At 48.4% G+C, this 23,503-nt stretch carries 21 protein-coding genes; 20 read left to right on the forward strand and 1 reads right to left on the reverse strand.

Annotated elements, in window-relative coordinates; translation table 11 throughout:
• Nucleotides 1-18 precede the first annotated feature (18 nt).
• From neuB to ACLB09_RS15255, 13 genes are all read left to right on the forward strand, one after another.
• On the forward strand, nucleotides 19-1,098 hold the full coding sequence (gene neuB, locus ACLB09_RS15195; protein WP_410770671.1) for an N-acetylneuraminate synthase: 1,080 nt from the start codon (nucleotides 19-21) through the stop codon (nucleotides 1,096-1,098).
• Nucleotides 1,095-1,730, forward strand: a complete 636-nt coding sequence (locus ACLB09_RS15200) for an acetyltransferase (RefSeq protein ID WP_410770672.1) — start codon at nucleotides 1,095-1,097, stop codon at nucleotides 1,728-1,730. The genes neuB and ACLB09_RS15200 overlap by 4 nt, the downstream gene beginning before the upstream one ends.
• Nucleotides 1,727-2,776: a nucleotidyltransferase family protein gene (locus tag ACLB09_RS15205; protein WP_410770673.1), complete on the forward strand. Its 1,050-nt coding sequence runs from the start codon at nucleotides 1,727-1,729 to the stop codon at nucleotides 2,774-2,776. The genes ACLB09_RS15200 and ACLB09_RS15205 overlap by 4 nt, the downstream gene beginning before the upstream one ends.
• The gene (locus tag ACLB09_RS15210) at nucleotides 2,773-3,690 is read left to right on the forward strand and encodes a Gfo/Idh/MocA family protein (protein WP_410770674.1); all 918 of its coding nucleotides are present in this window, start codon (nucleotides 2,773-2,775) and stop codon (nucleotides 3,688-3,690) included. The genes ACLB09_RS15205 and ACLB09_RS15210 overlap by 4 nt, the downstream gene beginning before the upstream one ends.
• Complete coding sequence (locus tag ACLB09_RS15215) at nucleotides 3,683-4,399, forward strand: acylneuraminate cytidylyltransferase family protein (RefSeq protein WP_410770675.1); 717 nt, start codon at nucleotides 3,683-3,685, stop codon at nucleotides 4,397-4,399. Before ACLB09_RS15210 ends, ACLB09_RS15215 begins: the two co-directional genes overlap by 8 nt.
• Nucleotides 4,396-5,217, forward strand: coding sequence for an SDR family oxidoreductase (locus ACLB09_RS15220; protein WP_410770676.1), 822 nt, complete (start codon nucleotides 4,396-4,398; stop codon nucleotides 5,215-5,217). Before ACLB09_RS15215 ends, ACLB09_RS15220 begins: the two co-directional genes overlap by 4 nt.
• 124 nt (nucleotides 5,218-5,341) lie before the next feature.
• A complete protein-coding gene (locus ACLB09_RS15225) occupies nucleotides 5,342-6,265 on the forward strand; it encodes a DUF2920 family protein (RefSeq protein WP_410770677.1) in 924 nt (307 codons plus the stop codon).
• Between the two features lie 263 nt (nucleotides 6,266-6,528).
• Nucleotides 6,529-6,726, forward strand: coding sequence for a cold-shock protein (locus ACLB09_RS15230; RefSeq protein ID WP_007132290.1), 198 nt, complete (start codon nucleotides 6,529-6,531; stop codon nucleotides 6,724-6,726).
• Between the two features lie 227 nt (nucleotides 6,727-6,953).
• Nucleotides 6,954-8,060, forward strand: coding sequence for a hypothetical protein (locus ACLB09_RS15235; RefSeq protein WP_410770678.1), 1,107 nt, complete (start codon nucleotides 6,954-6,956; stop codon nucleotides 8,058-8,060).
• A gap of 154 nt (nucleotides 8,061-8,214) precedes the next feature.
• The gene (gene hpf / locus ACLB09_RS15240; RefSeq protein WP_410770679.1) at nucleotides 8,215-8,772 is read left to right on the forward strand and encodes a ribosome hibernation-promoting factor, HPF/YfiA family; all 558 of its coding nucleotides are present in this window, start codon (nucleotides 8,215-8,217) and stop codon (nucleotides 8,770-8,772) included.
• A gap of 200 nt (nucleotides 8,773-8,972) precedes the next feature.
• On the forward strand, nucleotides 8,973-11,480 hold the full coding sequence (gene secA / locus ACLB09_RS15245) for a preprotein translocase subunit SecA (protein WP_410770680.1): 2,508 nt from the start codon (nucleotides 8,973-8,975) through the stop codon (nucleotides 11,478-11,480).
• Between the two features lie 108 nt (nucleotides 11,481-11,588).
• A protein-coding gene (gene prfB, locus ACLB09_RS15250; RefSeq protein ID WP_410770681.1) for a peptide chain release factor 2 occupies nucleotides 11,589-12,702 on the forward strand; the annotation gives its coding sequence in 2 pieces (ribosomal slippage) (nucleotides 11,589-11,660 and nucleotides 11,662-12,702; 1,113 coding nt in all).
• Between the two features lie 183 nt (nucleotides 12,703-12,885).
• Nucleotides 12,886-13,770 (forward strand): YitT family protein, encoded by an 885-nt coding sequence (locus ACLB09_RS15255; RefSeq protein WP_410770682.1) that lies wholly within the window; start codon nucleotides 12,886-12,888, stop codon nucleotides 13,768-13,770.
• An 85-nt stretch (nucleotides 13,771-13,855) separates the two neighbouring features.
• Here ACLB09_RS15255 and ACLB09_RS15260 read toward each other — a convergent pair whose 3' ends face one another.
• Complete coding sequence (locus ACLB09_RS15260) at nucleotides 13,856-13,996, reverse strand: hypothetical protein (RefSeq protein ID WP_410770683.1); 141 nt, start codon at nucleotides 13,994-13,996, stop codon at nucleotides 13,856-13,858.
• A 561-nt stretch (nucleotides 13,997-14,557) separates the two neighbouring features.
• Between ACLB09_RS15260 and argC the strand changes: the two genes are divergently transcribed.
• The 7 genes from argC to argH all read left to right on the forward strand — a co-directional run bounded on the left by argC (nucleotide 14,558) and on the right by argH (nucleotide 23,404).
• Nucleotides 14,558-15,610, forward strand: a complete 1,053-nt coding sequence (gene argC, locus ACLB09_RS15265) for an N-acetyl-gamma-glutamyl-phosphate reductase (RefSeq protein ID WP_410770684.1) — start codon at nucleotides 14,558-14,560, stop codon at nucleotides 15,608-15,610.
• 68 nt (nucleotides 15,611-15,678) lie between these two features.
• Nucleotides 15,679-16,914, forward strand: a complete 1,236-nt coding sequence (argJ, locus tag ACLB09_RS15270; protein ID WP_410770685.1) for a bifunctional glutamate N-acetyltransferase/amino-acid acetyltransferase ArgJ — start codon at nucleotides 15,679-15,681, stop codon at nucleotides 16,912-16,914.
• A gap of 67 nt (nucleotides 16,915-16,981) precedes the next feature.
• A complete protein-coding gene (argB, locus tag ACLB09_RS15275) occupies nucleotides 16,982-17,827 on the forward strand; it encodes an acetylglutamate kinase (RefSeq protein WP_410770686.1) in 846 nt (281 codons plus the stop codon).
• 461 nt (nucleotides 17,828-18,288) lie between these two features.
• On the forward strand, nucleotides 18,289-19,608 hold the full coding sequence (locus ACLB09_RS15280; protein ID WP_410770687.1) for an acetylornithine transaminase: 1,320 nt from the start codon (nucleotides 18,289-18,291) through the stop codon (nucleotides 19,606-19,608).
• On the forward strand, nucleotides 19,605-20,570 hold the full coding sequence (gene argF / locus ACLB09_RS15285; protein WP_410770688.1) for an ornithine carbamoyltransferase: 966 nt from the start codon (nucleotides 19,605-19,607) through the stop codon (nucleotides 20,568-20,570). Before ACLB09_RS15280 ends, argF begins: the two co-directional genes overlap by 4 nt.
• Nucleotides 20,571-20,618: 48 nt before the next feature.
• Nucleotides 20,619-21,854: an argininosuccinate synthase gene (locus tag ACLB09_RS15290; protein WP_410770689.1), complete on the forward strand. Its 1,236-nt coding sequence runs from the start codon at nucleotides 20,619-20,621 to the stop codon at nucleotides 21,852-21,854.
• Nucleotides 21,855-21,988: 134 nt separating this feature from the next.
• Entirely contained in the window at nucleotides 21,989-23,404 is a 1,416-nt protein-coding gene (gene argH, locus ACLB09_RS15295) for an argininosuccinate lyase (protein ID WP_410770690.1), read from the forward strand.
• Nucleotides 23,405-23,503 lie beyond the last annotated feature (99 nt).

Below are 23,503 nucleotides of genomic sequence, written 5' to 3' on the forward strand. Positions count from 1 at the left end.
TCGAAAGGAGGGGGAATCATGAGCGAAAGGCAAGTCTACATTATTGCTGAAGCGGGGGTTAATCATAATGGGTCATTAGATTTAGCAAAACAGTTGATTACCGAGGCTGCAAAAGCAGGTGCAAATGCAATTAAATTTCAAACTTTCAATTCTTCTGAGTTAGTTAGTAGAAATGCAGAGAAAGCTGAATACCAGAAAAAAACTACGCATTCAGAGGAATCTCAACTGCAGATGCTTAAAAAACTTGAGTTGAGTTATAATGACCACATCGAACTCTTTAATTATGCAAAAAAAGAGGGAATTGAGTTTTTGTCAACACCTTTTGATATAGAAAGCTTGAAATTTTTGACTGGTCAATTGGGATTAAGAACACTGAAGATTTCTTCAGGAGATATAACTAATTTACCTTTACTTTATGAGGCAGCTCTTACGGATGCCAATATTATTCTCTCGAGCGGCATTTCAACTTTGGGTACTTTAGAAGAGGCGTTAGAAGCCATTGCTTTTGGTTATACAGTTAAAAATAAAATTCCCTCAATTAAGGAAATGCAGCAGGCATACTTCTCTAAAGAAGGACAAGCAGCTATAAAGGCAAAAGTAACTTTATTGCATTGTACAACAGAGTATCCTACTCAGTTTAATGATGTGCATTTGAACAAAATGTTGACAATACAGCAGGCTTTTGGACTCGAAGTAGGTTATTCCGATCATACAATTGGATCTGAAATCTCAGTTGCTGCTGTTGCAATGGGTGCAAAAATCATCGAGAAACACTTCACATTGAATAAAAATATGGAAGGTCCAGATCACAAAGCTTCTATCGAGCCGGATGAACTGGCAGAAATGATACGTAAAATACGCAATGTAGAGCAAGCGCTTGGATTGTCCATCAAAATTCCAGCGTTTAGCGAATTGAAGAATATGGAAGCGGCACGAAAAAGTGTAGTTGCTGCAAAGGCCATTGTTAAGGGTGAGGTATTCAGTGAAGATAATTTAACAGTAAAAAGGCCAGGAAATGGATTGCCTCCGTCTGTTTACTGGTCACTGCTTGGACGTTGTTCAGATCAATCCTATGAACCGGATGACTTAATAAAATGAGCGAATTACCTTTAATTTTGTTGGGTGGAGGCGGCCATGCAAAGGTATGTTTGGAATTGTTACTTCGACAAGGACGCTCTTGTATAGGGTACACCGCAGTAGAGGCGTCAGAAAGTTTTGCTAGCAATTTGAGATATATGGGATCCGATAATGATATATTTAGTTATTCTCCCGATGAGGTAATGCTAGTAAACGGGATTGGAAAAGTTGCCTTTAATTCTTTAAGAAGAGATTTGTATCAGAAATTTAAAGAACATGGATATTCATTTGCAACATTAATTCATGAATCTAGTGTAGTTGCATCGAGCGCACTCATTGGTGAAGGTGTTCAAATTATGGCTGCAAGTGTTGTTCAGGCAAATGCATCATTAAATGATAATGTAATAATTAACACTCGAGCTGTCGTAGAACATGACTGTACGGTTGATGTGCATTCGCATATTTCTCCAGGTGCCATAGTTTGTGGGACATGTAAAATAGGAGAACATGTGCATATTGGCGCGGGTGCAACTTTAATTGAAGGCATTCAAGTTGGGGGAAATTCAGTTATTGGAGCAGGATCGTTAGTTTTGAGAGACGTCAGAGAGAGTACAATGGTCTATGGATTTCCAGCAAAAGAGGTGACCATATGAGAAATATTCAACATTTATTCATAGCACCGGAAGCGAAGATTATTGAGGCGATGGAAGTTATCGATCGTGGTGCTGTTCAGATCGCATTAATAGTAGATTTAGATTACCGCTTGTTGGGAACGGTTACTGATGGAGATATAAGAAGAGGCTTGCTTAGTGGTATAAATCTTCAACAGGAAGTCAACTTAGTTATGAATTCAAGACCGCTTACTGCTACTTTAAATGAGGATAGAGAATCTGTTTTAACAAAAATGCAAATTAGCAATCTTCGGCAGATTCCAATAGTAGATCATTACGGAAGAACCGTTGGGTTAGAACTTCTCAATGAACTTATTATGAGTAGAAAGAGAGATAACTGGGTTGTTCTTATGGCTGGCGGGCTCGGCTCTCGTTTGGGGGACTTGACTAAGAATTGTCCGAAACCCCTACTAAGGGTCGGTAGTAAGCCTATACTTGAATTAATTTTAGAAAACTTTATATCTAATGGTTTTTACAAATTTTATATTAGCGTTAACTACAAAGCTGAAATGATCATGGACTATTTTGGTGATGGCTCTAGATGGGGAGTGGAGGTACGATATATACGAGAAAATAAAAGATTAGGTACGGCTGGGGCTTTGAGTTTAATACCTGAAATTCCAGATTCCCCTTTCTTTGTAATGAATGGGGACCTATTAACCAAAATAAATTTTCAACATGCTTTGCAGTTTCATGAAGAGAACAATTCACTCGCAACCATGTGTGTACGCGAGTATGAATATCAAGTGCCCTATGGGGTGGTTAAGGTGGAGCAAAATAAGCTTCGTTCGATAGAGGAAAAGCCTATTTTTAGATATTTTGTAAGTGGCGGTATTTACATTTTGAACCCTGAGGTCATATCCTACATTCCTAGCAATACATTCTATGATATGCCAACTCTGTTTGATTCGATTATGGGTGACAATCATCCAACTACTGCCTTTCCTATACACGAATATTGGTTAGATATTGGGAAAGTGGATGATTTCAATAGAGCAAACGGTGAATACGCGGAGGTTTTTAAGTGAGAGCCTTAGTTATTGGATATGGTTCAATTGGAGAAAGGCATGCAAGGCTGTTGCAAGATCTAAATATTGATACTGGGGTGGTAAGCCAGAGAGCCGTTCGATTTCCGACGGCTTATTCTGACATTTTCAAGGCTTTAGAATTATTTGAGCCCCAGTATATTATTATAGCCAATAAAACTAGTAAACACTTTGACATGTTGAATGAACTAACAAATCAACAGTGGAAAGGCAAATTACTAATAGAAAAGCCGTTATTTCATAAGAGCTATAACTCTACTTTTCGTGAAATCGGAAATGATATTTATGTAGGATATAATCTTAGATTTCATCCTATTCTCCAAAAGCTAAAACATGATCTTGAGGATCAAAAAATTATTTCTGTAATAGCCTACACAGGGCAGTATTTGCCCTCTTGGAGACCAGCTAGAAATTATAAGTTGAGCTATTCCTCAAATATTGAAGAAGGAGGGGGGGTACTAAGGGATCTTAGCCATGAGTTAGATTACTTAACATGGATGTTTGGACCGTGGAAGAGGCTTTGCTCAATAGGTGGCCATTATAGTAGCCTGGATATTAACGGTGACGATACTTTTGGAATTACCATGGAGACAAGCCAGTGCCCTTTAATACAAGTTCAGATTAACTATCTAGATCGATACGGAAGAAGAGAGCTAATCGTTGTTACGGATGAGCACACCTACAAGGCAGATTTAGTAGGCGGGAGATATCAATGTGATGACCAGATATTTGAAATAACAGTAGAAAGAGATTTCACATATATTGAACAACATAAAGCTATCTTAAGTGACGATCGCACCTACCTTTGCTCTTTCGAGGAGGGGGTTGAGGTTATGAGATTAATAGAGGCTGTTGAAGTTTCTGCTCAAAGTAAAGGATGGGTTGAAAATGAATAGAATTTGCACAATTTGCGCAAGAGGAGGATCAAAGGGGGTTCCAAATAAAAATATAAGAGTATTATTAGGGAAGCCTTTAATTGCATACAGCATTCAACAAGCGAAAGAGACAGGTTTATTTGACTATATTGCTGTTAGCAGCGATTCTCAAGTGATATTGGATATAGCTAAACAGTACGGAGCGGACTTTCTGGTTTTAAGACCGGAGGAAATGGCCACAGATAGTTCAGCAAAATTGCCTGCAATTCGACATTGTGTTCAGGAAATAGAACGATTAACAAATTGTGTATATCATGAAGTAGTAGACTTAGACGCAACCTCCCCGTTAAGAATGCCCGATGATATCATAAAGGCTATCGAGTTGAATAGACCTGATGATGTATCTAATGTTATTACGGGAATGCTTTCTAGGCGATCGCCTTATTTTAATATGGTTGAACAAAATTCAAGAGGGTATGTTAATCTTTCAAAGAATTTAGCAAACGCTATTGTTAGAAGACAAGATGCTCCCAAATGCTATGATATGAACGCATCCATATATGTTTGGAAAAGGGATGTATTAATGAATAATTCAATTAATTCCGTTTTTCACGATACGACACTTCTTTATGAGATGCCTGAGGAACGATCGATTGATATAGATAGTGAGTTGGACTGGAAAATTGTTGAGATAATTATGGCGGAGCGACTTAAGGAGAAAGTATTATGACTTCATATAAAGAAATGTTCCGACTTACCGGTAAAGTTGCTATAGTCACGGGTTCGTTGGGGATATTGGGACGAAATTTTTGTTCAGGCTTAGCGGAGTCCGGTGCAAGCGTTGCTGTTGTTGATTTAAATGAGCGCGAAGTTGCTAAGTTTGCAACAGAACTAGAACAAAAATACCATAGTCAAGCATTAGGCGTTGGTTGCGATGTTTCTCAGCCTGATGAGGTTGCCAAGATGGTTCAGCAGGTTGTTTCCCACTTTGGAAAAGTTGACATTCTGCACAATAATGCCGCTAGTAAATCCTCAGACTTGGAACAATTTCTCGCACCATTTGAGGAATATTCTTTAGAAACATGGCGAGAAGTAATGTCGGTTAACTTGGATGGTTTTTTCCTGGTCGCTAAAGAAGTTGGTAAACAGATGATAGAGCAAGGAAATGGTGGCAGTATTATTCAAACAGCCTCTATATATGGGGCAATGGCTCCTGATCATCGTATATACGAAGGTTCTTTCTATATGGGTAAGCCGATCTCCTCACCCGCTGTATACTCTGCATCCAAAGGTGGGGTTATTGCATTAACTAAGTATCTTGCTACTTATTGGGCTAAGTATGGTATTCGAGTAAATACGCTCACTCCAGGAGGAGTGGAAAGCGGACAAAATGATGAGTTTTATAATAAATACTCTGCGCGTATCCCATTAGGTAGAATGGCCTCCCAACATGATATGGTTGGTGCATTACTATATTTAGCTTCAGATGCATCCAGCTATGTTACCGGTCAAAACATTATGGTAGATGGTGGACTGAGTGCCTGGTAATGAAAGAATGTTTATTAGCCTTAGTTGCTTTAGAGCAACGCGTAGGATTCTCAGACCAATATAGTATAAATGAATTATGAGTTGCCTGTTCCAGGGTTAAATCATAAATTGAGGAGAGAGATGTTTGTCTATTCAACACAACATAACTGTTCCGGCTCATCCAAATATATACAGTGGAACTGACAGGGACTTGAAGATATATTTTTCAGAGCCGTCTGAAGGAGTGAATAATCAAACGGGTCTAATTATTTTTATTAGTGGTTATGGTGGTCATGCAAATAGTAAAGTGTATACGAAAATGCGAAGTCAAATTGCCGACAAGTATAATTTGATTTGTATACAATGTGATTATTTCGGATATGAATTTATGCAACTTGAAGATAAGCAAGAATCTTTAGAAAACTTCAATGATATGTCATTAATGCAAATGATTGATAACATAACAGCAGTTCTTATGATTATTGAAATTCTTAAAGAAAATAATATCTCTTTTAATAAGAGAAAAGTGATATGCCAAGGCCACTCTCACGGAGGGTATTTGGCTTGGTTATGCAACCGTTTTGCTCCAAATTTGTTCTCGATGGTGATAGATAATTCTGCATATTTGAGACCACTATATCTGGAAAACTATAGAAGTGTGCCAGCCATTAACTTAATGAAACGTTACTATGCAGTTGATTTAAATTTAGATAAAGAGATAATAAATTTAATTGATTTGTATAATGATTTTAGTAATGATTCTAAAATTGTTAGCTTTCATGGAGTGCATGACGAACTAATTGGCATATTTGAAAAAATAAATTTCTGCAATTCCGTCGCTAATTGTAAATTAAATGTTGTTAATGATGTTACTCTTTACAATGGGGCATTTAAAAATTCTTTACATGGGATGGATGCGGACTTTTTTAAGTTTATGGATCTAGTCATGGAGAAATATGAATCAGAAGCACAGAAAGATTATTATTTGCCTAATATGGAAGTACGGACAAAGAGAGGCCAGTACACTTTAGATTATTCAAGTGGCCTTGTAAAATTAACGGTAGAATAATTTAGTTTCATAAAATATGTAAAAATTTAATCGTATAAAAAATTGTTTCAAATCCAGGGGTAAAGGGTAATAATGTTTACAGCTGTTACCTGCCACTGCTTACTAACTCCCCATCAGTTTCATTCGACAAGGATTTACATTATTTTTACAGGAAAACCTAATCCTTGGTAATTGACACTGGAGAACTTAGGGTGGTATAGTCAGAAATGTGGGCTTGGTCACAGGGTCACACTCTTATTTGATAATGAAGGGAATGTTAGTGCATGCAAGGTAAAGTTAAATGGTTCAACGCAGAGAAGGGTTATGGCTTCATCGAAACTGAAGAGGGCGGCGACGTTTTCGTACACTTCTCCGCAATCCAATCGGAAGGCTTCAAAACTTTGGAAGAAGGACAATCCGTCGAGTTCGAAATCGTTGAAGGCGCTCGTGGACCGCAAGCCGCTAACGTAATCAAATTATAATCATCCCGGCACAGCCGCGACCTACATATAACGGTACGATGGTTAACAATTGAAGATTCGCTAGCAACAGACCCTGGAATTCCAGGGTCTTTTTTTGATGCCATCACCATCCAGATATTGTAAAGTGAAAGGAAATATATTACTATTATTATATGATTTGGATTTTGATAGTTTTGTAACAAAGGCTTGACGTTGTAGTAATTTACCAATGAGAGGGGAAGATGATGATGAAGAGGGCAAATCGCAAGTTGGCTTTTGTTTTAATGTTGATCATGGTGATCGGGTTGTTTGGATCTGCGGCATCTGCGAATGAGGCGTACACAGGAGCGGTTATTCCGGAGAACGCGCTAAAGGAATTTGGCTCATTAAGTTTACAGGCGCTTAAATCTCCGTCTTTAGAAAGTCTGCAGCAGGACATTACGACCATCGAACAAGTTGACGTTGAACAAAAGAAAGGGATTGCCGTAGAGCGACCTTTTGTTACCCAAGCGGTTTATGAAACGCCCGACTCCATTCTGAATGTTACAGACTCCCTTCAAGTGGGCGATCCCGAGGAAATGATTTTCTTTAGCGTGAATACGGACCGAAGCATGGTTTTGAAGCTGCTTTCAAGCAATGTTGATTATTTGGCCCAGCTCTATATAGTCGACTGGAACACCGGACAAGCCTATCCTACAAGCGTTGGGGCCTACGCCCAAACACAAATCGCTCTTAAAAATTTGCCTGCAGGTGACTACTTGCTTCGGATCTACTCTGGGGGAAGCGTCGGTGAGACGTACAATCTTAGTATGAATGCAGCTAATCCGTCAAATTATAATAATCTCGTTTATTACTCAGATACTTTAAATGTGGTTCTAGCCTCTTATTCAAATGGCGACCTTTATTCCAACGGTACATTTATCTATAACTCGCAAAGCGGAAGTGCTTATTCCAACCTGGACTGGACGAGGGAATATTATTTCTCGTGGGGAAGTGGCTATAGATCCCGTACTCATAAAGTATATAATCCGATAATTACAGGGGTTTCCGTTCCGGTAAGTTATTCTTCTTCTTACGCTAGTTCAAGCAGAGCTATTTTACTTTATGTTGGGGAAAATACGGGTTTCATGCATCATGAAGCCTATTATCAATCCGGGCCGGATCACATTTACGAAAGCAGTTTTTATGATACGCTCGGCAAAAGAACGCCGAGATCCCTGGATGCGGAAGACATGAATTGGGACCATATCCTGGTGTATGACCTAAACACGAACAAAACGATTGATTTTTATAGCGTATTGAATTATTACTATGCTGCAGGAATTGAACCGGCTCCAACGGTATCTCCACTTTAATTGAAATTGATTTAATTCAAGAATATAAAAAAGACCCCGCGATTCCGGGGTCTTTTTTTGTTTTCAAATCCGCCCTTTACCTCCCCTTTACAATTTTTACTTTAGGCTAATATCTGTGGTATAATGAAGGTGCAAAGCAAAGGAGGAGTGCCCAATGAATTATAGTATTCGTGGACAGCAAATTGAAGTGACTGAGGCCTTGAGAGAATACGTAGACAAGAAGCTCAGCCGGCTTGATAAGTACTTTGATGCACCCCTTACCTCAGATGGTTACGTCACCTTGAGTGTCGTACGAGGCTTGCACGTGGTAGAGGTTACGATTCCTCTTACCGGCGTTGTGCTTCGAGCTGAGGATCGCAGCGATGATATGTACGCATCGATGGATGCGGTCGTGGACAAGCTGGAACGTCAGATCCGCAAGCACAAGACCAAGATCAATCGCAAGTTCCGCCAGGAGGGCAGTCTGAAGACGCTGTTCGTGGAGAATACGGCCGGTAACGGCAATGTGGCTACGATGGAAGACACCGACGAGGATTTGGAACTGGTCCGCACCAAGCGCTTCAATTTGAAGCCGATGGATGTGGAAGAAGCGATCTTGCAAATGAACATGGTTGGTCATAATTTCTTCGTTTTCTCCAACATCGACACACAGGAAATTAACGTAGTTTACAAACGGAATGACGGGAAATACGGGCTGATCGAGAAAGAATAATGAATATTGTTTGAATGAGAGTGGTAATTCTTGCAATTGAAGTTAAAGGAACGAGCCTTTATCCGCGCGCGGATAGGGCTCTTTATTCGTATAGATGGGGTTTTGACAGGGCCCCGGCCGTGACGCCGTGTGTTGCGGCATGCCTTACAAACTGTTACAATTTAGGCAAATCATCTGTTTATGCGTGAAAGGGGTAAACCATGCTGGGATTAATGAAGAAGATTTTTGGCGACACGAACGAACGTGATGTCAAACGTCTTATGAAGACGGTAGATTATATTAATACATTGGAACCACAATTTGAAGCTCTTTCGGATGAGCAATTGCAAGCGAAAACCGCCGAGTTCCGGGAACGGATCGAGAAGGGCGAAACGCTGGACGAGCTCCTTCCGGATGCTTTTGCGACTGTAAGAGAAGCCTCCAAGAGAACGCTGGGCATGCGTCACTTTGACGTACAGCTCGTCGGAGGGATGGCCTTGCACGAAGGCCGGATCGCCGAAATGAAAACCGGTGAAGGTAAAACCCTGGTCGGGACCCTGCCGGTTTATTTGAATGCGCTTCTGGGCAAGGGCGTTCACGTCGTGACCGTCAATGATTACTTGGCACAGCGCGACAGCCAGCAAATGGGACAAATTTATAACTTCCTCGGAATGACCGTCGGTGTCAACCTGAACGGCATGGAACATGATGAGAAGCAGGCCGCTTATGCTTGCGATATTACTTATGGAACGAACAATGAATTCGGTTTTGACTACCTCCGCGATAATATGGTGCTGTATAAGGAACAAATGGTACAACGCCCGCTCTACTTCTGTATTATTGACGAAGTGGATTCCATCCTCATCGACGAAGCTCGTACCCCGCTGATCATTTCCGGACAAGCCCAGAAATCGACCGAATTGTATTATGCAGCAGACCGGTTTGTGAAGCGTCTGGTTCCTGAAGAAGACTATACGGTTGATATTAAGGTTAAAGCAGTTTCCCTTACCGAAAAAGGGGTGGCTAAAGCCGAGAAAGCATTCGGCATCGAGAACCTCTACGATCAAAGCCACATTACTCTGAACCACCATGTGGTGCAAGCGCTCAAAGCGAACGTAATTATGCGCCGCGACGTGGATTACGTGGTGACTGAAGAGGAAGTATTGATCGTCGATGAATTTACGGGACGGATTATGCAAGGCCGTCGTTACAGCGATGGTTTGCACCAAGCGATCGAAGCGAAGGAAGGCATCGAGGTTCAAAACGAATCCATGACCCTTGCTACGATTACGTTCCAGAACTACTTCCGGATGTATCGCAAACTCGGCGGGATGACCGGTACGGCCAAGACCGAGGAAGAAGAATTCAAGAAAATTTACGGCCTCGAAGTGCTGCAGGTGCCGACCAACCGGCCGAACCAGCGCCAAGATTTGCCGGATGTCGTATATAAGAGCGAAGAAGGCAAATTCAAAGCCGTGGTGGACGAAATCGTCAACCGTCATAAGCTGAACCAACCGGTACTCGTCGGTACGATATCGATCGAGAACTCCGAACTGGTATCGGAAATGCTGAAGCGCAAAGGCGTCCAGCATAAGGTCCTTAACGCGAAGTACCATGCTGAAGAGGCCGAGATCATTTCCCGTGCGGGTGAGCCGGGTTCCGTAACGATCGCTACCAACATGGCGGGCCGCGGTACGGATATTTTGCTGGGGGACGGCGTATCCTCAATTGGCGGTTTGCACATTATCGGGACGGAGCGGCATGAATCCCGCCGGATCGATAACCAGTTGCGCGGCCGTGCCGGACGTCAGGGCGACCCAGGGTCGACCCAGTTCTATCTGTCCTTGGGCGATGAACTGATGAAGCGTTTCGGTGCCGACAACGTCCTGAACATGATGGACCGTTTGGGCTTTGAAGAAGATCAGCCGATCGAAAGCAAAATGATCTCGCGTGCCATCGAATCCGCGCAAAAACGGGTGGAAGGCAACAACTTCGATGTACGTAAAGTCGTCCTTCAATATGACGATGTCATGAACCAACAACGGGAAATTATTTATAAACAGCGCCGCGAACTGCTGGAATCGGAAAATATCAAGCAAATCATCGTGGATATGATCAAGCCGGTCATTGAACGGGTGGTCCAAGCGCATACCAGCGACGACATTCCTGAGAACTGGGAGCTGCAAGAAGTCGCAGACTATGTTAACAGCAAGCTTTTGGACGAAGGCGCAATAACGAAAGACGACTTGTGGGGTAAAGAGCCGAACGAGATGATCGATCATATTTTTGACCGCGTCATGGTAAAATATGATGCACGCGAAGCGGCGCTCGGCGAGGAAATGGTTCGTGAGTTTGAAAAAGTAATCGCCCTCCGCTCGGTTGACAGCAAGTGGATGGATCATATCGATGCGATGGACCAATTGCGCCAAGGGATTCATCTTCGGGCTTATGGCGGTACGGATCCGTTGCGCGAATACCAGTTCGAAGGCTACGAGATGTTCAATCAGATGATTGCCAGCATCCAGGAAGAAGTGGCCATGTACATCATGAAAGCCCAAGTGGAAAGCAATCAGGAACGTCAGGCTGTCGTGGACGAGGACAAAATCTCCACCAGCGGCGAACCGGCTGAGAAACGTCCCGTGAAACGCGGGGAGGAAATCGGGCGCAATGATCTTTGCCCTTGCGGCAGCGGCAAGAAATACAAACACTGCCATGGACAGAACGCATAAGGGAGCTCGTTTCGTTCAGCTCTGATAAAAAGCGGGGAGCCGTCCGGGTCGGATGGCATCCCCGTTTCTATGTGCATACTATTTATTTTAGAAAGGTGGTATTACAGCATGATCGATCCGAGCGTTAAACAGGACATGCGCGAAATAGCCAAAAAATTATCCAACCTTAGGGGGTCTCTTTGACTTAGACCTTAAGCAGGAAATGATTGCAAACTACGAGGAAAAGATGGCGGCACCCGATTTTTGGGATGACAACGACAAGGCGCAAAGCTTAATCGCAGAGCTTAATGCCGTTAAATCTTCGGTGGATCAGTATAACGTCTTGCAGCAGGAATATGACGATGCCGAAATGATGGCAGAGCTGGCCGAAGAAGAGGGCGACGAATCGTTGGCGGCGGAAATCGGGACGTCGGTAACTTCGCTGGTGAAAAAGCTTGAGGATTTCGAGCTGCAATTGCTGCTGAACCAGCCGTACGACAAGATGAACGCCATCCTGGAGCTGCATCCGGGCGCTGGCGGTACCGAGTCGCAGGACTGGGGCCAAATGCTGTTGCGGATGTACACCCGCTGGGCAGAGAAGCGCGGTTTCAAAGTCGAGACGCTCGACTATTTGCCGGGCGACGAAGCGGGCATCAAGAGCGTGACTCTGCTAATCAAAGGGTACAACGCTTACGGTTATCTCAAGGCGGAAAAAGGCGTTCATCGCCTCGTCCGCATCTCGCCGTTCGACTCATCCGGCCGCCGGCATACTTCCTTCGTCTCCTGCGACGTCGTGCCGGAAATCACGGATGACGTGGAGGTCGAGATCCGCACGGAGGATCTCAAGATCGACACGTACCGGGCCAGCGGGGCGGGCGGGCAGCACATCAATACGACGGACTCGGCCGTGCGGATTACGCACTTGCCGACGGGCGTCGTGGTGACGTGCCAGAATGAACGCTCGCAGATCAAGAACCGCGAACGCGCGATGACGATGCTCCGTTCCAAGCTGTACGAGCGAAAGCTCGAAGAGCAACGGAAGGAGCTCGATGAAATTCGCGGCGAGCAATCCGATATCGCCTGGGGCAGCCAGATCCGTTCCTACGTCTTCCATCCGTACAGCATGGTCAAGGACCATCGTACTTCGGTGGAGACGGGCAACGTCGGCGCCGTTATGGACGGCGATCTCGATGCATTCATCGACGGATACTTGCGCAGCCAGATCCGGAGCGAAGTGCAATAACGCAGTAATGTCGGCATGCGGTGATTTGCATGCTGGCTTCAACAGGATAGAACCGATTCCTACACCGCGGAAGTCCGGATAGGAAGGGGCGCTCGCTTCCCTAGGGGGCGGTTCGCCCCTTCCCGTGCCGGGCTCGCCCGACAGGGTGTAGGAATTTTTTTGAATCAGTGAGGAGGGGCAGCGGTGCCGCCGAAAACCCGCAAACGCAGATTAAACGAATATATTCCAATAACCGGTCCAGCCCGGCATACAATGGACACGCTGATGATTATCGTGGGGTCCTTCATTACAGCGCTGGCTTTTAACTTGTTTTTAGTGCCAAACCATATCGCCTCCGGCGGCGTGTCCGGCCTTTCCGTCATCGCGCAGTCCCTGTTCGGAATAGAGCCGGCTTACACCCAGTGGGCTTTGAACATCCCGCTGTTTGTAGCAGGATTTTTGCTGCTCGGGCGGGATTATGCAATCCGTTCCCTGCTCGGAACGGTCGTTCTTCCGTTATTTGTTTTTCTTAGCAAAGATTTTCCCGTACCGACCACGGATCCGCTGCTTGCTTCCTTGTACGGCGGGATCGGCGTCGGCCTGGGGCTGGGTATCGTTTTCCGGGGCAGGGGTTCTACGGGCGGCCTTTCCACCTTGGCCCAGATCATCCAGAAGTATAGCGGCCTCAGCCTTTCCGTTTGCGTTGTTCTTATGGACGGCATGGTCATTGCCCTCGCCGGCTTCATCCTTTCTCCTGAAAAAGCGTTGTACGCGTTGATCGGTCTCTATATAACCGGCAAAATCATCGATTCGATTGAGCTCGGCTTTAACTATACGAAGGTTGCGTACATCATCGCGGACAATACCGAGGCGATTTCCAAGGGAGTGCTGTCCGAGCTCGACCGGGGGCTGACCAAGCTGAATGCACAGGGCGGCTATACGGGAGACAATCGCACCGTCCTGATGGTCGTCGTAGGACAAAGCGAAGTAACCCGGCTCAAAACGCTCGTGCAGACGCTGGAACCGTCGGCGTTTGTCATTATAACGAACGCTCATGAAGTATTGGGCGAAGGATTTAAACGGACCTGATTGAGGTGTTTTTGACACAATCTAATAACTACAAGCTTATCCGACGGGTAGAATTGTTCACGGTTCGGTGGCATCAACTCATTAACTACATTAACAGCACCAACAGCACCAACAGCACCAACAGCACCAACAGCACCAACAGCACCAACAGCACCAACAGCACCAACAGCACCAACAGCACCAACAGCACCAACAGCACCAACAGCACCAACAGCACCAACAGCATAAAGTAATTTGTAGAAGGCTGTTCGCGCTAGTCATTTTGGAGTGACTGTGGGAACGGTCTTTTTGTGCTTTCCAAAAAGACAATACCCCACAAAATGTCCACCTAAAAGTGGACATAAAGAAGTTGTTGCTCATAAAACGGAAATATCAATATATAGATCGAAGTGTCAAAAAGTGAGCTGTATATATGGGATGCGTGGTCGGAGAGAGTACTTCTCTTTTTCGGAAAAGTGTCCACTATTTGAAAGACAAACCTTCAATTCCTCCACCGTACGAGGACAAACCGTGGAAGCCGGATGATGCATCCGCCTTCCGATTTCTATAAACTATCCGGTGAAGGTGTACGCGGCAAAGTTTAAGGCTTCCGACGGAGCCTAACCATTTGATCGAATGGAAAAGTAGGCACATATCATTTTAAGGAGCATACAATCAAAAAGACTGACATCGTATGAAAATTATTCGTTGTATATATATTAATATGAATGTATAATAATACGTACTTACTATTGGAATGTATGGAATGCAATTATAGAGCCTTGGGAGGAGAAAGAGAGGGAAGTCGGTGAGTGGAGAAAAAATAAAAGTCGCTATTATCGGTTCCACCGGATATGGAGGGGTGGAGCTGATTCGTTTTTTATTGGGGCATCCGGAGGTGGAAATTGTTTCCGTCATATCGTCGTCCAGTGCGGGCGTGCCGATTACGGAAGGATTTCCTCATCTGAGCGAGCTCGTTCTGCAAAACTTGGAAGGTGTCGATCCGAAGGCGATTGCGGAAAAAGCGGACGTCGTATTTACGGCTACGCCATCCGGCATCAGCGGCAAGCTGGTTCCTGAACTACTGGCGGTTGGACTTAAGGTCATCGACCTCTCTGGAGATTTCCGGCTCAAGGACGGATCGGTTTACGAAGCTTGGTATAAGCATGAGGCTCCGGATGCGGGCCTTTTGGAAAAAGCGGTTTACGGGTTAGCTGAAATTAACGGAGATGCCGTAAAGGGTGCGGACTTCATTTCGAATCCCGGCTGTTATCCGACCGCAACGCTTCTGGGTCTGATTCCGGCGCTGAGCGCAGGATGGATCGATCCAAGAACGATTATTATCGACGCCAAATCGGGCGTTTCCGGGGCAGGGCGGGGCACAAGCCTGATGACCCATTACGGGGAAATAAATGAAAACTTGAAAGTATATAAAGTCAACAAGCATCAGCATATCCCTGAAGTCGAACAGTCCCTTACGCAAATTGCCGGGGAGCCAGTGACCGTCACATTTACGACGCATCTCACGCCGATGACGCGGGGAATCATGAGCACAATGTATGCCGGATTAAACGGAATCCATACGGAAGAGGACTTGGTGGAATTATATCGGCAATACTATGAGGGAAGGCCGTTCGTTCGCATCCGCGAAGCCGGAAAATGGCCGGCTACGAAAGAAGTATTCGGATCGAACTATTGCGATATCGGTTTTGCCGTTGACAGCCGGACAGGGAGACTGACGATTATTTCCGTCATCGACAATGTTGTCAAAGGAGCCGCCGGGCAGGCGATCCAAAATTTGAATCTGATGATGGGCTGGGACGAAATGACCGGGCTTAGACTAAGTCCTGTCTATCCATAAATCGCTGCGGAGAATTCATGAGTTTTTGAGATTAAGAGACTTGCTTGTCGAAATGAAAGGAGAAGGTCATGGGAGTAGTTAGTTTGTTTAGCGTGGCGCCGGAGGGCTCCATTACTTCACCGAAGGGATTTCAAGCAGGGGGACTGCATTGCGGTTTGAAAAAAACGAATCGCAACGATCTCGGCGCGATCGTGTGCGAGGTGCCTGCCGTGGCGGCGGCCGTTTATACGACGAACGTGTTTCAGGCAGCTCCGCTTAAAGTGACGCGAGAAAGCATCGCGTCGAGCGGACGGAAGCTGCGGGCCGTCGTCGTGAACAGCGGCAACGCCAACGCCTGCACCGGGCAGCAGGGCGAAGCCGATGCTTACGCCATGCGGGCCGCGGCGGCGGAAGCCTTCGGGCTCGGTGAGCACGAAGTTGCCGTCGCCTCCACCGGCGTCATCGGCGAACTGTTGCCGATGGACCGCGTTGCCGGCGGGATTGCCGGACTGCCGGCGGTGCTGTCGGAAGGCGGTGACGGGGCGGAGCAGTTCTGCCAGGCGATACTGACGACCGACCTCGTAAAGAAAGAGATCTGCGTCCGGCTCGCGGTGGACGGCCGCGAAGTATTGATCGCCGGTGCCGCCAAGGGTTCCGGCATGATTCATCCGAACATGGCGACGATGCTCGCTTTTATGACGACGGATGCAGCCGTCGAGCCGCAGGCTCTGCAGCAATTGCTCGGCGCCACGACCGACGTGACCTTTAACATGATCACGGTCGACGGCGATACGAGCACGAACGACATGCTGGTCGCGATGGCCAGCGGCCTCGCGGAGAACCGGCCGCTGGCGCCGGGCCATCCCGACTGGGAGGCCTTCGCGGCCGCGTTCCGGCACGTGTGCGAGACGCTCGCGCAAGCGATCGCCCGCGACGGCGAAGGCGCCACGCGCCTGGTTGAGGTGACGGTGGTAGGCGCCGTCACCGATGAATCGGCCCGCGCGATCGCCAAGACGGTGATCGGCTCCAGCCTGGTGAAGTCGGCCGTATTCGGGGCCGACGCCAACTGGGGCCGCATCATCGCGGCGGTCGGACGCGCCGGAGAGCAGGTGAACCCGGAAACCGTCGATATCCGCCTTGGCGATATCGTAGTCCTGTCCGGGTCCCGGCCGATTCCTTTCGACGAGGAAGAAGCCCTCGTCTACCTGCAGGGCGACACGGTAGCCATCCATGTCGACCTGCATAACGGCAAGGGAAGCGCGACGGCCTGGGGCTGTGATTTAACCTACGATTACGTAAGAATTAACGCGGCGTACCGCACTTGATATATTTTTAGGCAATAATTATTCATGGCGTTAAGTACACCATTCGATAGGAGAGAGGAGCGTTACAATGAGAATCGTATTGGAAGGCGGTCAATTATCCGCCGCGGGTTTGGGCTTCGGTGCCAAGCGGACGTTTGTGATGAAATGCGGAGGAAGCACATTGGAACAATTGCCGGATTCTTTTTATAAGGATTTGGCTGACTTGCAGGAGAACGGAACTCAACCCGTGATCGTACATGGCGGCGGCCCGGCCATATCCGATAATCTGGGCAAATTGGGGATCGAAACTCATTTTGTTAACGGTCTGCGCTATACATCGGAAGAGGTGCTGGACGTGGTTGAAATGGTGCTCGCAGGCAGCATCAACAAGAAGATCGTACGCCGGATCGGGCAGTCGGGCGGCAAAGCGGTCGGGTTGTCGGGAGTAGACGGCAATCTGATTCAGGCCAAACCGGTGGTAAATTCCGCAGAAGTAGGGCTTGTGGGCGAGGTAACCGGCGTTAATGCGTCTCTGATCGAGGGCGTGGTGAAGCTCGGCTTCATGCCGGTCATCGCACCGGTCGGGATCGGTGCGGGCGGACAACGTTACAATATCAACGCAGACACGGCGGCCGGAGCAGTGGCTTCGGTGCTGGGCGTACAGCAGATGATCGTGGTTACGGATGTGCCTGGCATTTTAAAGTCGGTGAACGGGGAGAAAAAAGTGCTCCGCACCGTGACCGTGCAGCAAATCGAAGATATGATCCTGACCGGCGAAATCTACGGCGGGATGATCCCGAAGGTGCGTGCGGCGGTTGCGTGCATTAACGGCAAAGTCAACGAGGTAGTCATTGTGGACGGCAGCGAGCCGGGCGTATTGGGCAAGGTGCTGGCCGGAGAAGAAATCGGAACAAAAATCGTACGCATGCAGTAGCCCGTACTTCCTTTAATGCGTTATAGTAAAAGAAGATTGCTGCACGTAGGTATGGTTTGAATCTTGATGGCTTGCTCGCATTTTGACGGAACGGGATACCTCCTTGATTGGAAGATTTCCAACCAGAAGTCAAGATTAGTTTGGTTTACTCCCCCTTCATTGGATTATATCCAGCGAAATTAATACATTTGGCCTTTTTCCCCTGAATGAAGAAACAATAGGCTGGAATATCTCCAATGAGAGCTCTTCGACAGGTCTACGCGTGTCGGCTTTATTGGAAAAAGTCCAACGGGTCGGTTCAGTAACTTACCAGGGGATTGAACAAGGTGCGAATTGCATAGTCGACAGCGTACAAGAAACGTCTCATCGTGATGGACTGGATATTTCCATCCTGAAAGCCGGAAAATGGAGTTTATTTTGGTCACATTGGATATTTCCAGTAATCGATAGGAGTGATAGAGATGGCACAAAGCGATATCCAGGATAAAAAAGCGACTGCCGGGGCAGTCAATGAGGGAACGGATACCCGCAACGGAGCATCGGCTGGGGCAGGGACTGCTGGAGCTACGGCTTCGGCGACAGGGAACACAGCCGGGCAAAGCGCTCTGTTCTCAACATACTCCCGCTATCCGCTTAGCCTGGTCAAAGGCCATGGAAGCTGGGTTTGGGACGATCAGGGTAACCGGTATCTCGACTTTATGAGCGGTCTTGCCGTAACCAGCCTGGGGCACGCTCCCGAAAAAGTGAAAGAGAAGGTCAAAGCCCAATTGGATGAGCTTTGGCATGTTTCGAACCTGTTTCAAATTCCCCAGCAGGAAAAGGCTGCCCGTTTGCTGACCGAGATCAGCTGCGCGGACGCCGTGTTTTTCTGCAACAGCGGGGCGGAAGCGAACGAGGCGGCCATCAAGCTGGCTCGCCGTTATCATCAGAAGGTGAAGGGAACGGACCGGTACGAAGTGATCACCTTCGAACAGTCTTTTCACGGACGCACACTGGCTACGTTAACTGCGACCGGTCAGCAGAAGGTCAAGGACGGCTTTCTTCCGCTGCCTGCCGGATTCGTAACCGTACCGCTACATGATATGGAAGCCTTGAAGGCGGCCATCGGGCCGAATACGGCGGCGGTGATGCTGGAGATGGTTCAGGCCGAAGGCGGCGTGCATCCGGTGGATCGGGGATTTGTGCAAGAACTTTCCGCACTTTGCAAAAAGGAAGGGCTGCTGCTGATCATAGATGAAGTGCAAACCGGCATGGCCCGTACCGGCTCCTGGTTCGCTCATCAGCAGTACGGCATTGAGCCTGATATTTTCACTGCGGCCAAAGGGATTGCCAGCGGTCTGCCTGCGGGAGCGATGCTTGCGAAGGATTACCTGCGCGAGGCGTTTACGCCGGGTACGCACGCTTCGACGTTCGGCGGCAATCCGGTTTCGGCTTCCGCGGTCATTGCGACGATCGAGACGATGAAAGAAGAACAAATTCCGGAGCTGGCCGCGGAGACGGGCAGTTACTTGAAGGAGCAACTGCGGAAGAAACTTGCGGATTATTCCTTCGTTCAGGAAATTCGCGGCCTTGGCCTGCTGATCGGCATCGAATGCGAGGGGCCGGTCGGGGAACTGGTGACGGCCGGGCAAAAGAATAAATTGCTGTTCGTGACCGCCGGGCCGAACGTGATTCGGCTCCTGCCGAATCTCAAGGTTTCCCGCGAAGAAATCGATCAGGCGGTCGACACGCTCGCCGCTTTGATTGCAGCGCACACCGTGAAGGAGGATAATAATCTATGAGCCTGACCGAGCAAAACAAACATACAAGCTTCAACCTCAGCGGACGTGACTTTCTGGAGATGGACGACTACACTTCGGAAGAGATTGAATATTTGATCGATTTGGCGATCGAAATCAAAGCGAAGCAAAAAAACGGAGAAGTATACCAGCCGCTCAAAGGAAAAACGGTCGGACTGATTTTTGAAAAATCGTCCACCCGGACTCGCGTGTCCTTTGAAGTCGGCACGTACCAGCTTGGAGGGCATGCGCTTTTCCTGAGCAAGAACGACATCCAGTTGGGCCGCGGCGAGACGATTGCCGATACGGCGGGCGTCATGTCGCGCTATCTCGACGGAATCATGATCCGTACGTTCGGGCATGACAAGGTCGTTGATCTGGCCCGGTACTCCACCGTTCCGGTTATCAACGGGCTGAGCGATCTGGCTCACCCTTGCCAGGTGTTGGCGGATTTTCAAACGATCTACGAGCATAAAGGTGTTTTGAAAGGATTGAAGCTGGCTTATATCGGTGACGGTAACAATATGGCGCACTCCCTCATGATCGGCGGGGCGAAGCTCGGCGTTCATGTGTCGGTGGCGAGTCCGGAGGGATATGAGCCCGATCCGCAAGTGGTCGCGAGTGCTCAGGAAATCGCAAAGGCTACGGGCGCAACGATCGAAGTTGTCCGCGATCCGCAAGACGCGGCGAAGGATGCCGACGTCATCTACACGGACGTATGGGCGAGCATGGGCTTTGAAGAGGAACAAAAGGCGCGCGAAGTCGCATTTGCTTCCTATCAAGTCGATGAGGAGCTGGCGCAGCTCGCCAACCCGGATTACTTGTTCATGCATTGCCTGCCGGCCCATCGCGGGGAGGAAGTCAGCGAAGGCGTCATCGATGGCAAGCATTCGATTATTTTTGATCAGGCGGAAAACCGGCTGCATGCGCAGAAAGCGCTAATGGCGGCTTTGATAGGAAATTAACGGGAGCCGGGTGCGGCTCAAACCCCATTTTTAGGAGGATTCACAATCATGGCAAAGGAAAAAATCGTACTGGCGTATTCGGGCGGTCTGGATACGTCGGTCATTCTGAAGTGGCTTAAAGAGACTTATGACGCCGAAATTATCGCCTTTACGGCGGATATCGGCCAGAAGGAGGAATTGGACGGGCTGGAGGAAAAGGCGCTTGCGACCGGCGCTTCCAAGGTGTATATCGACGATCTGCGCGAGGAATTCGCCAAGGATTTCATTTACCCGATGTTTCAGTCGGGCGCTCTGTACGAAGGGCAGTATTTGCTCGGCACCAGTATCGCCCGTCCATTGATCGCGAAGCGCATGGTTGACATCGCCCGTGCCGAAGGCGCGACGGCGATTGCCCATGGCGCCACAGGCAAAGGCAACGACCAAGTGCGCTTCGAGTTGGCGGCGGCTGCGCTCGCGCCGGAAATCTCCGTGATCGCGCCTTGGCGTCTGAGCGAGTTCCGCGACCGCTTCCCGGGTCGCGCCGAAATGATCGCTTACGCGGAAGCAAACGGCATTCCGGTTACCGCCTCGGCGGCGAAACCGTACTCCATGGACCGCAACCTGCTCCATATCAGCTATGAGAGCGGCGTGCTGGAAGACCCTTGGTTCGACGCTTCCGCACCGGAAAACAAAGGCATGTTCCTCCTTAGCGCTTCGCCGGAGGATGCTCCGGATCAGCCGGAATATTTGGAGCTGACCTTTGAACAAGGAAATTGCGTGGCGCTGAACGGCGAGCAGTTGGACCCGCTGCGCGTGATGGAGAAGTTGAACGAACTGGGCGGCAAGCATGGGATCGGCCGCGTCGACATGGTCGAGAACCGCTTCGTCGGCATGAAGAGCCGGGGCGTCTATGAGACGCCGGGCGGAAGCATTCTGTTTACGGCTCACCGGAAGATGGAATCGCTGACGATGGACCGCGAAGTGATGAACCTTCGCGACAGCCTGATTACCCGTTACAGTACGCTGGTGTATAACGGGTTCTGGTTCGCGCCGGAACGTCTCGCCTTGCAGGCGCTCGTGACCGAGAGTCAGAATAACGTAACGGGTACAGTTCGCGTGAAACTGTATAAGGGCAATATCATCGCAGCGGGCGTGAAGAGCCCGGTTAGCTTGTACAACCCGGATATCGCGACGATGGAAGCCGATCCGACGCAAGCTTACGATCAGGGAGACGCTACGGGCTTTATCCGCCTGAATGCGCTACGCCTGAAAGTGGGCTCGGGTGTACAACAAAGCAATAACTAAGCTGCTAATGAGCGGTATAACGATAAATGGATAGACATAAGGATAACGGACCGTCGGCCGTTTCCCGTCCGTAGGGGTAATGCCCTGCCGCCGGGAAACGGCCTGCGGTTTGATTCAGATAAGGAGTGGATCAGGTGAGCAAGCTGTGGGGCGGACGTTTTACGAAACAGACAAACCGGTTGGTGGAGCAGTATACCGCATCGATCGGGTTTGACAAGGCACTGGCGGAGGAGGATGTGCAGGGTAGCCTTGCGCATGTGACGATGCTGGGCAAATGCGGCATCCTCCCGGAAGAGGATGTCGAGAAAATCAAGGACGGGCTGCATACCGTGCTGAACAAAATCAAGCGGGGCGAGCTTGAGTATTCTGTTTCGGACGAGGATATTCACATGAATATCGAGAAGCAGCTGATCGATGAAGTCGGTCCCGTAGGCGGGAAGCTTCATACCGGACGCAGCCGGAACGACCAGGTGGCGACGGATATGCACCTGTATTTGCGCAAGCGGGTCGTGGAGTTCGTGGGCCTGCTTCAGGATCTCCAGGAAGCGCTGATCGGACAGGCCAAAGACAACCAGGAGACGATCGTTCCCGGCTATACGCATCTGCAGCGGGCGCAGCCGATCTTGTTTGCCCATCACTTGATGGCTTACGTCTCGATGTTCCAGCGCGATATCGAACGCCTTCAGGATAGTTACAAACGCATCAATGTGCTTCCGCTCGGTGCGGGGGCGCTGGCGGGAACCACGTTTCCGATCGACCGCCATTTCGTGGCGGAGCAGCTTCATTTTGACGGAGTTTACGAAAACAGTCTGGACGCGGTGAGCGATCGCGATTTCATCATCGAGTTTCTGGCCGACGCCTCGATTCTGATGATGCATCTGTCGCGTCTCAGCGAAGAGCTGGTCCTGTGGAGCAGCACCGAGTTCCGGTTTGTCGAACTCGACGATGCTTTTTGCACGGGCAGCAGCATTATGCCGCAGAAGAAAAACCCGGACGTGCCGGAACTGGTCCGCGGCAAAACCGGCCGCGTGTACGGCAACTTGATGGGACTCCTTACCGTGCTGAAGTCGCTTCCGCTGGCCTATAACAAAGATATGCAGGAAGACAAGGAAGGCATGTTCGACACGGTGGAGACGCTTCAGGGAGCGCTGCAGCTGTTTGCGCCGATGATCGCCACGATGAAGGTGAACAGCGGGCGCATGCGCGAAGCGGTGAACAAAGACTTCTCCAATGCGACCGACATCGCCGACTTCCTGGCGAACAAAGGACTGCCTTTCCGCCAGGCGCATGAAGTGATCGGCAAAACGGTGCTGTACTGCATCCAAAACGACAAGTTCCTTCTGGATCTCACGCTGGATGAATTCAAGCAATTCTCTCCGCTGTTCGATGAGAGCATCTATAACGTGCTTCAGCCGGAAACGGTGGTCAACGCCCGTAATGTTTACGGGGGGACGGCTTCCGGCCAAGTGGCCGCCGCGATCTCCAGAGCGGAAGCCAAACTCGTAACCTTAGCGGAATGGGTACAGGAATATACGGAAAAAAGTAAATAACTCGCCGGACCGCCTGCCAGTCCTTGGAAAAGCCTTTCGTTTAGTGACGAAAGGCTTTTTTGTCCGAAAAGTTTCTTGGATTGGAAAAATATTCTGAAA

The sequence above is a fragment of the Fontibacillus forbon genome, assembly GCF_046559655.1.
In the GTDB taxonomy this organism is placed as follows: domain Bacteria; phylum Bacillota; class Bacilli; order Paenibacillales; family Paenibacillaceae; genus Fontibacillus.

Excerpts from the sequence above, each read along its gene's own strand:
- neuB (WP_410770671.1), top strand. The coding sequence starts at position 19 with ATGAGCGAAAGGCAAGTCTACATTATTGCTGAAGCGGGGGTTAATCAT.
- ACLB09_RS15200 (WP_410770672.1), top strand. The coding sequence starts at position 1,095 with ATGAGCGAATTACCTTTAATTTTGTTGGGTGGAGGCGGCCATGCAAAG.
- ACLB09_RS15205 (WP_410770673.1), top strand. The coding sequence starts at position 1,727 with ATGAGAAATATTCAACATTTATTCATAGCACCGGAAGCGAAGATTATT.
- ACLB09_RS15215 (WP_410770675.1), top strand. The coding sequence starts at position 3,683 with ATGAATAGAATTTGCACAATTTGCGCAAGAGGAGGATCAAAGGGGGTT.
- ACLB09_RS15220 (WP_410770676.1), top strand. The coding sequence starts at position 4,396 with ATGACTTCATATAAAGAAATGTTCCGACTTACCGGTAAAGTTGCTATA.
- ACLB09_RS15230 (WP_007132290.1), top strand. The coding sequence starts at position 6,529 with ATGCAAGGTAAAGTTAAATGGTTCAACGCAGAGAAGGGTTATGGCTTC.
- ACLB09_RS15235 (WP_410770678.1), top strand. The coding sequence starts at position 6,954 with ATGAAGAGGGCAAATCGCAAGTTGGCTTTTGTTTTAATGTTGATCATG.
- hpf (WP_410770679.1), top strand. The coding sequence starts at position 8,215 with ATGAATTATAGTATTCGTGGACAGCAAATTGAAGTGACTGAGGCCTTG.
- secA (WP_410770680.1), top strand. The coding sequence starts at position 8,973 with ATGCTGGGATTAATGAAGAAGATTTTTGGCGACACGAACGAACGTGAT.
- ACLB09_RS15260 (WP_410770683.1), bottom strand. The coding sequence starts at position 13,996 with ATGCTGTTGGTGCTGTTGGTGCTGTTGGTGCTGTTGGTGCTGTTGGTG.
- argJ (WP_410770685.1), top strand. The coding sequence starts at position 15,679 with ATGGGAGTAGTTAGTTTGTTTAGCGTGGCGCCGGAGGGCTCCATTACT.
- argB (WP_410770686.1), top strand. The coding sequence starts at position 16,982 with ATGAGAATCGTATTGGAAGGCGGTCAATTATCCGCCGCGGGTTTGGGC.
- ACLB09_RS15280 (WP_410770687.1), top strand. The coding sequence starts at position 18,289 with ATGGCACAAAGCGATATCCAGGATAAAAAAGCGACTGCCGGGGCAGTC.
- argF (WP_410770688.1), top strand. The coding sequence starts at position 19,605 with ATGAGCCTGACCGAGCAAAACAAACATACAAGCTTCAACCTCAGCGGA.
- ACLB09_RS15290 (WP_410770689.1), top strand. The coding sequence starts at position 20,619 with ATGGCAAAGGAAAAAATCGTACTGGCGTATTCGGGCGGTCTGGATACG.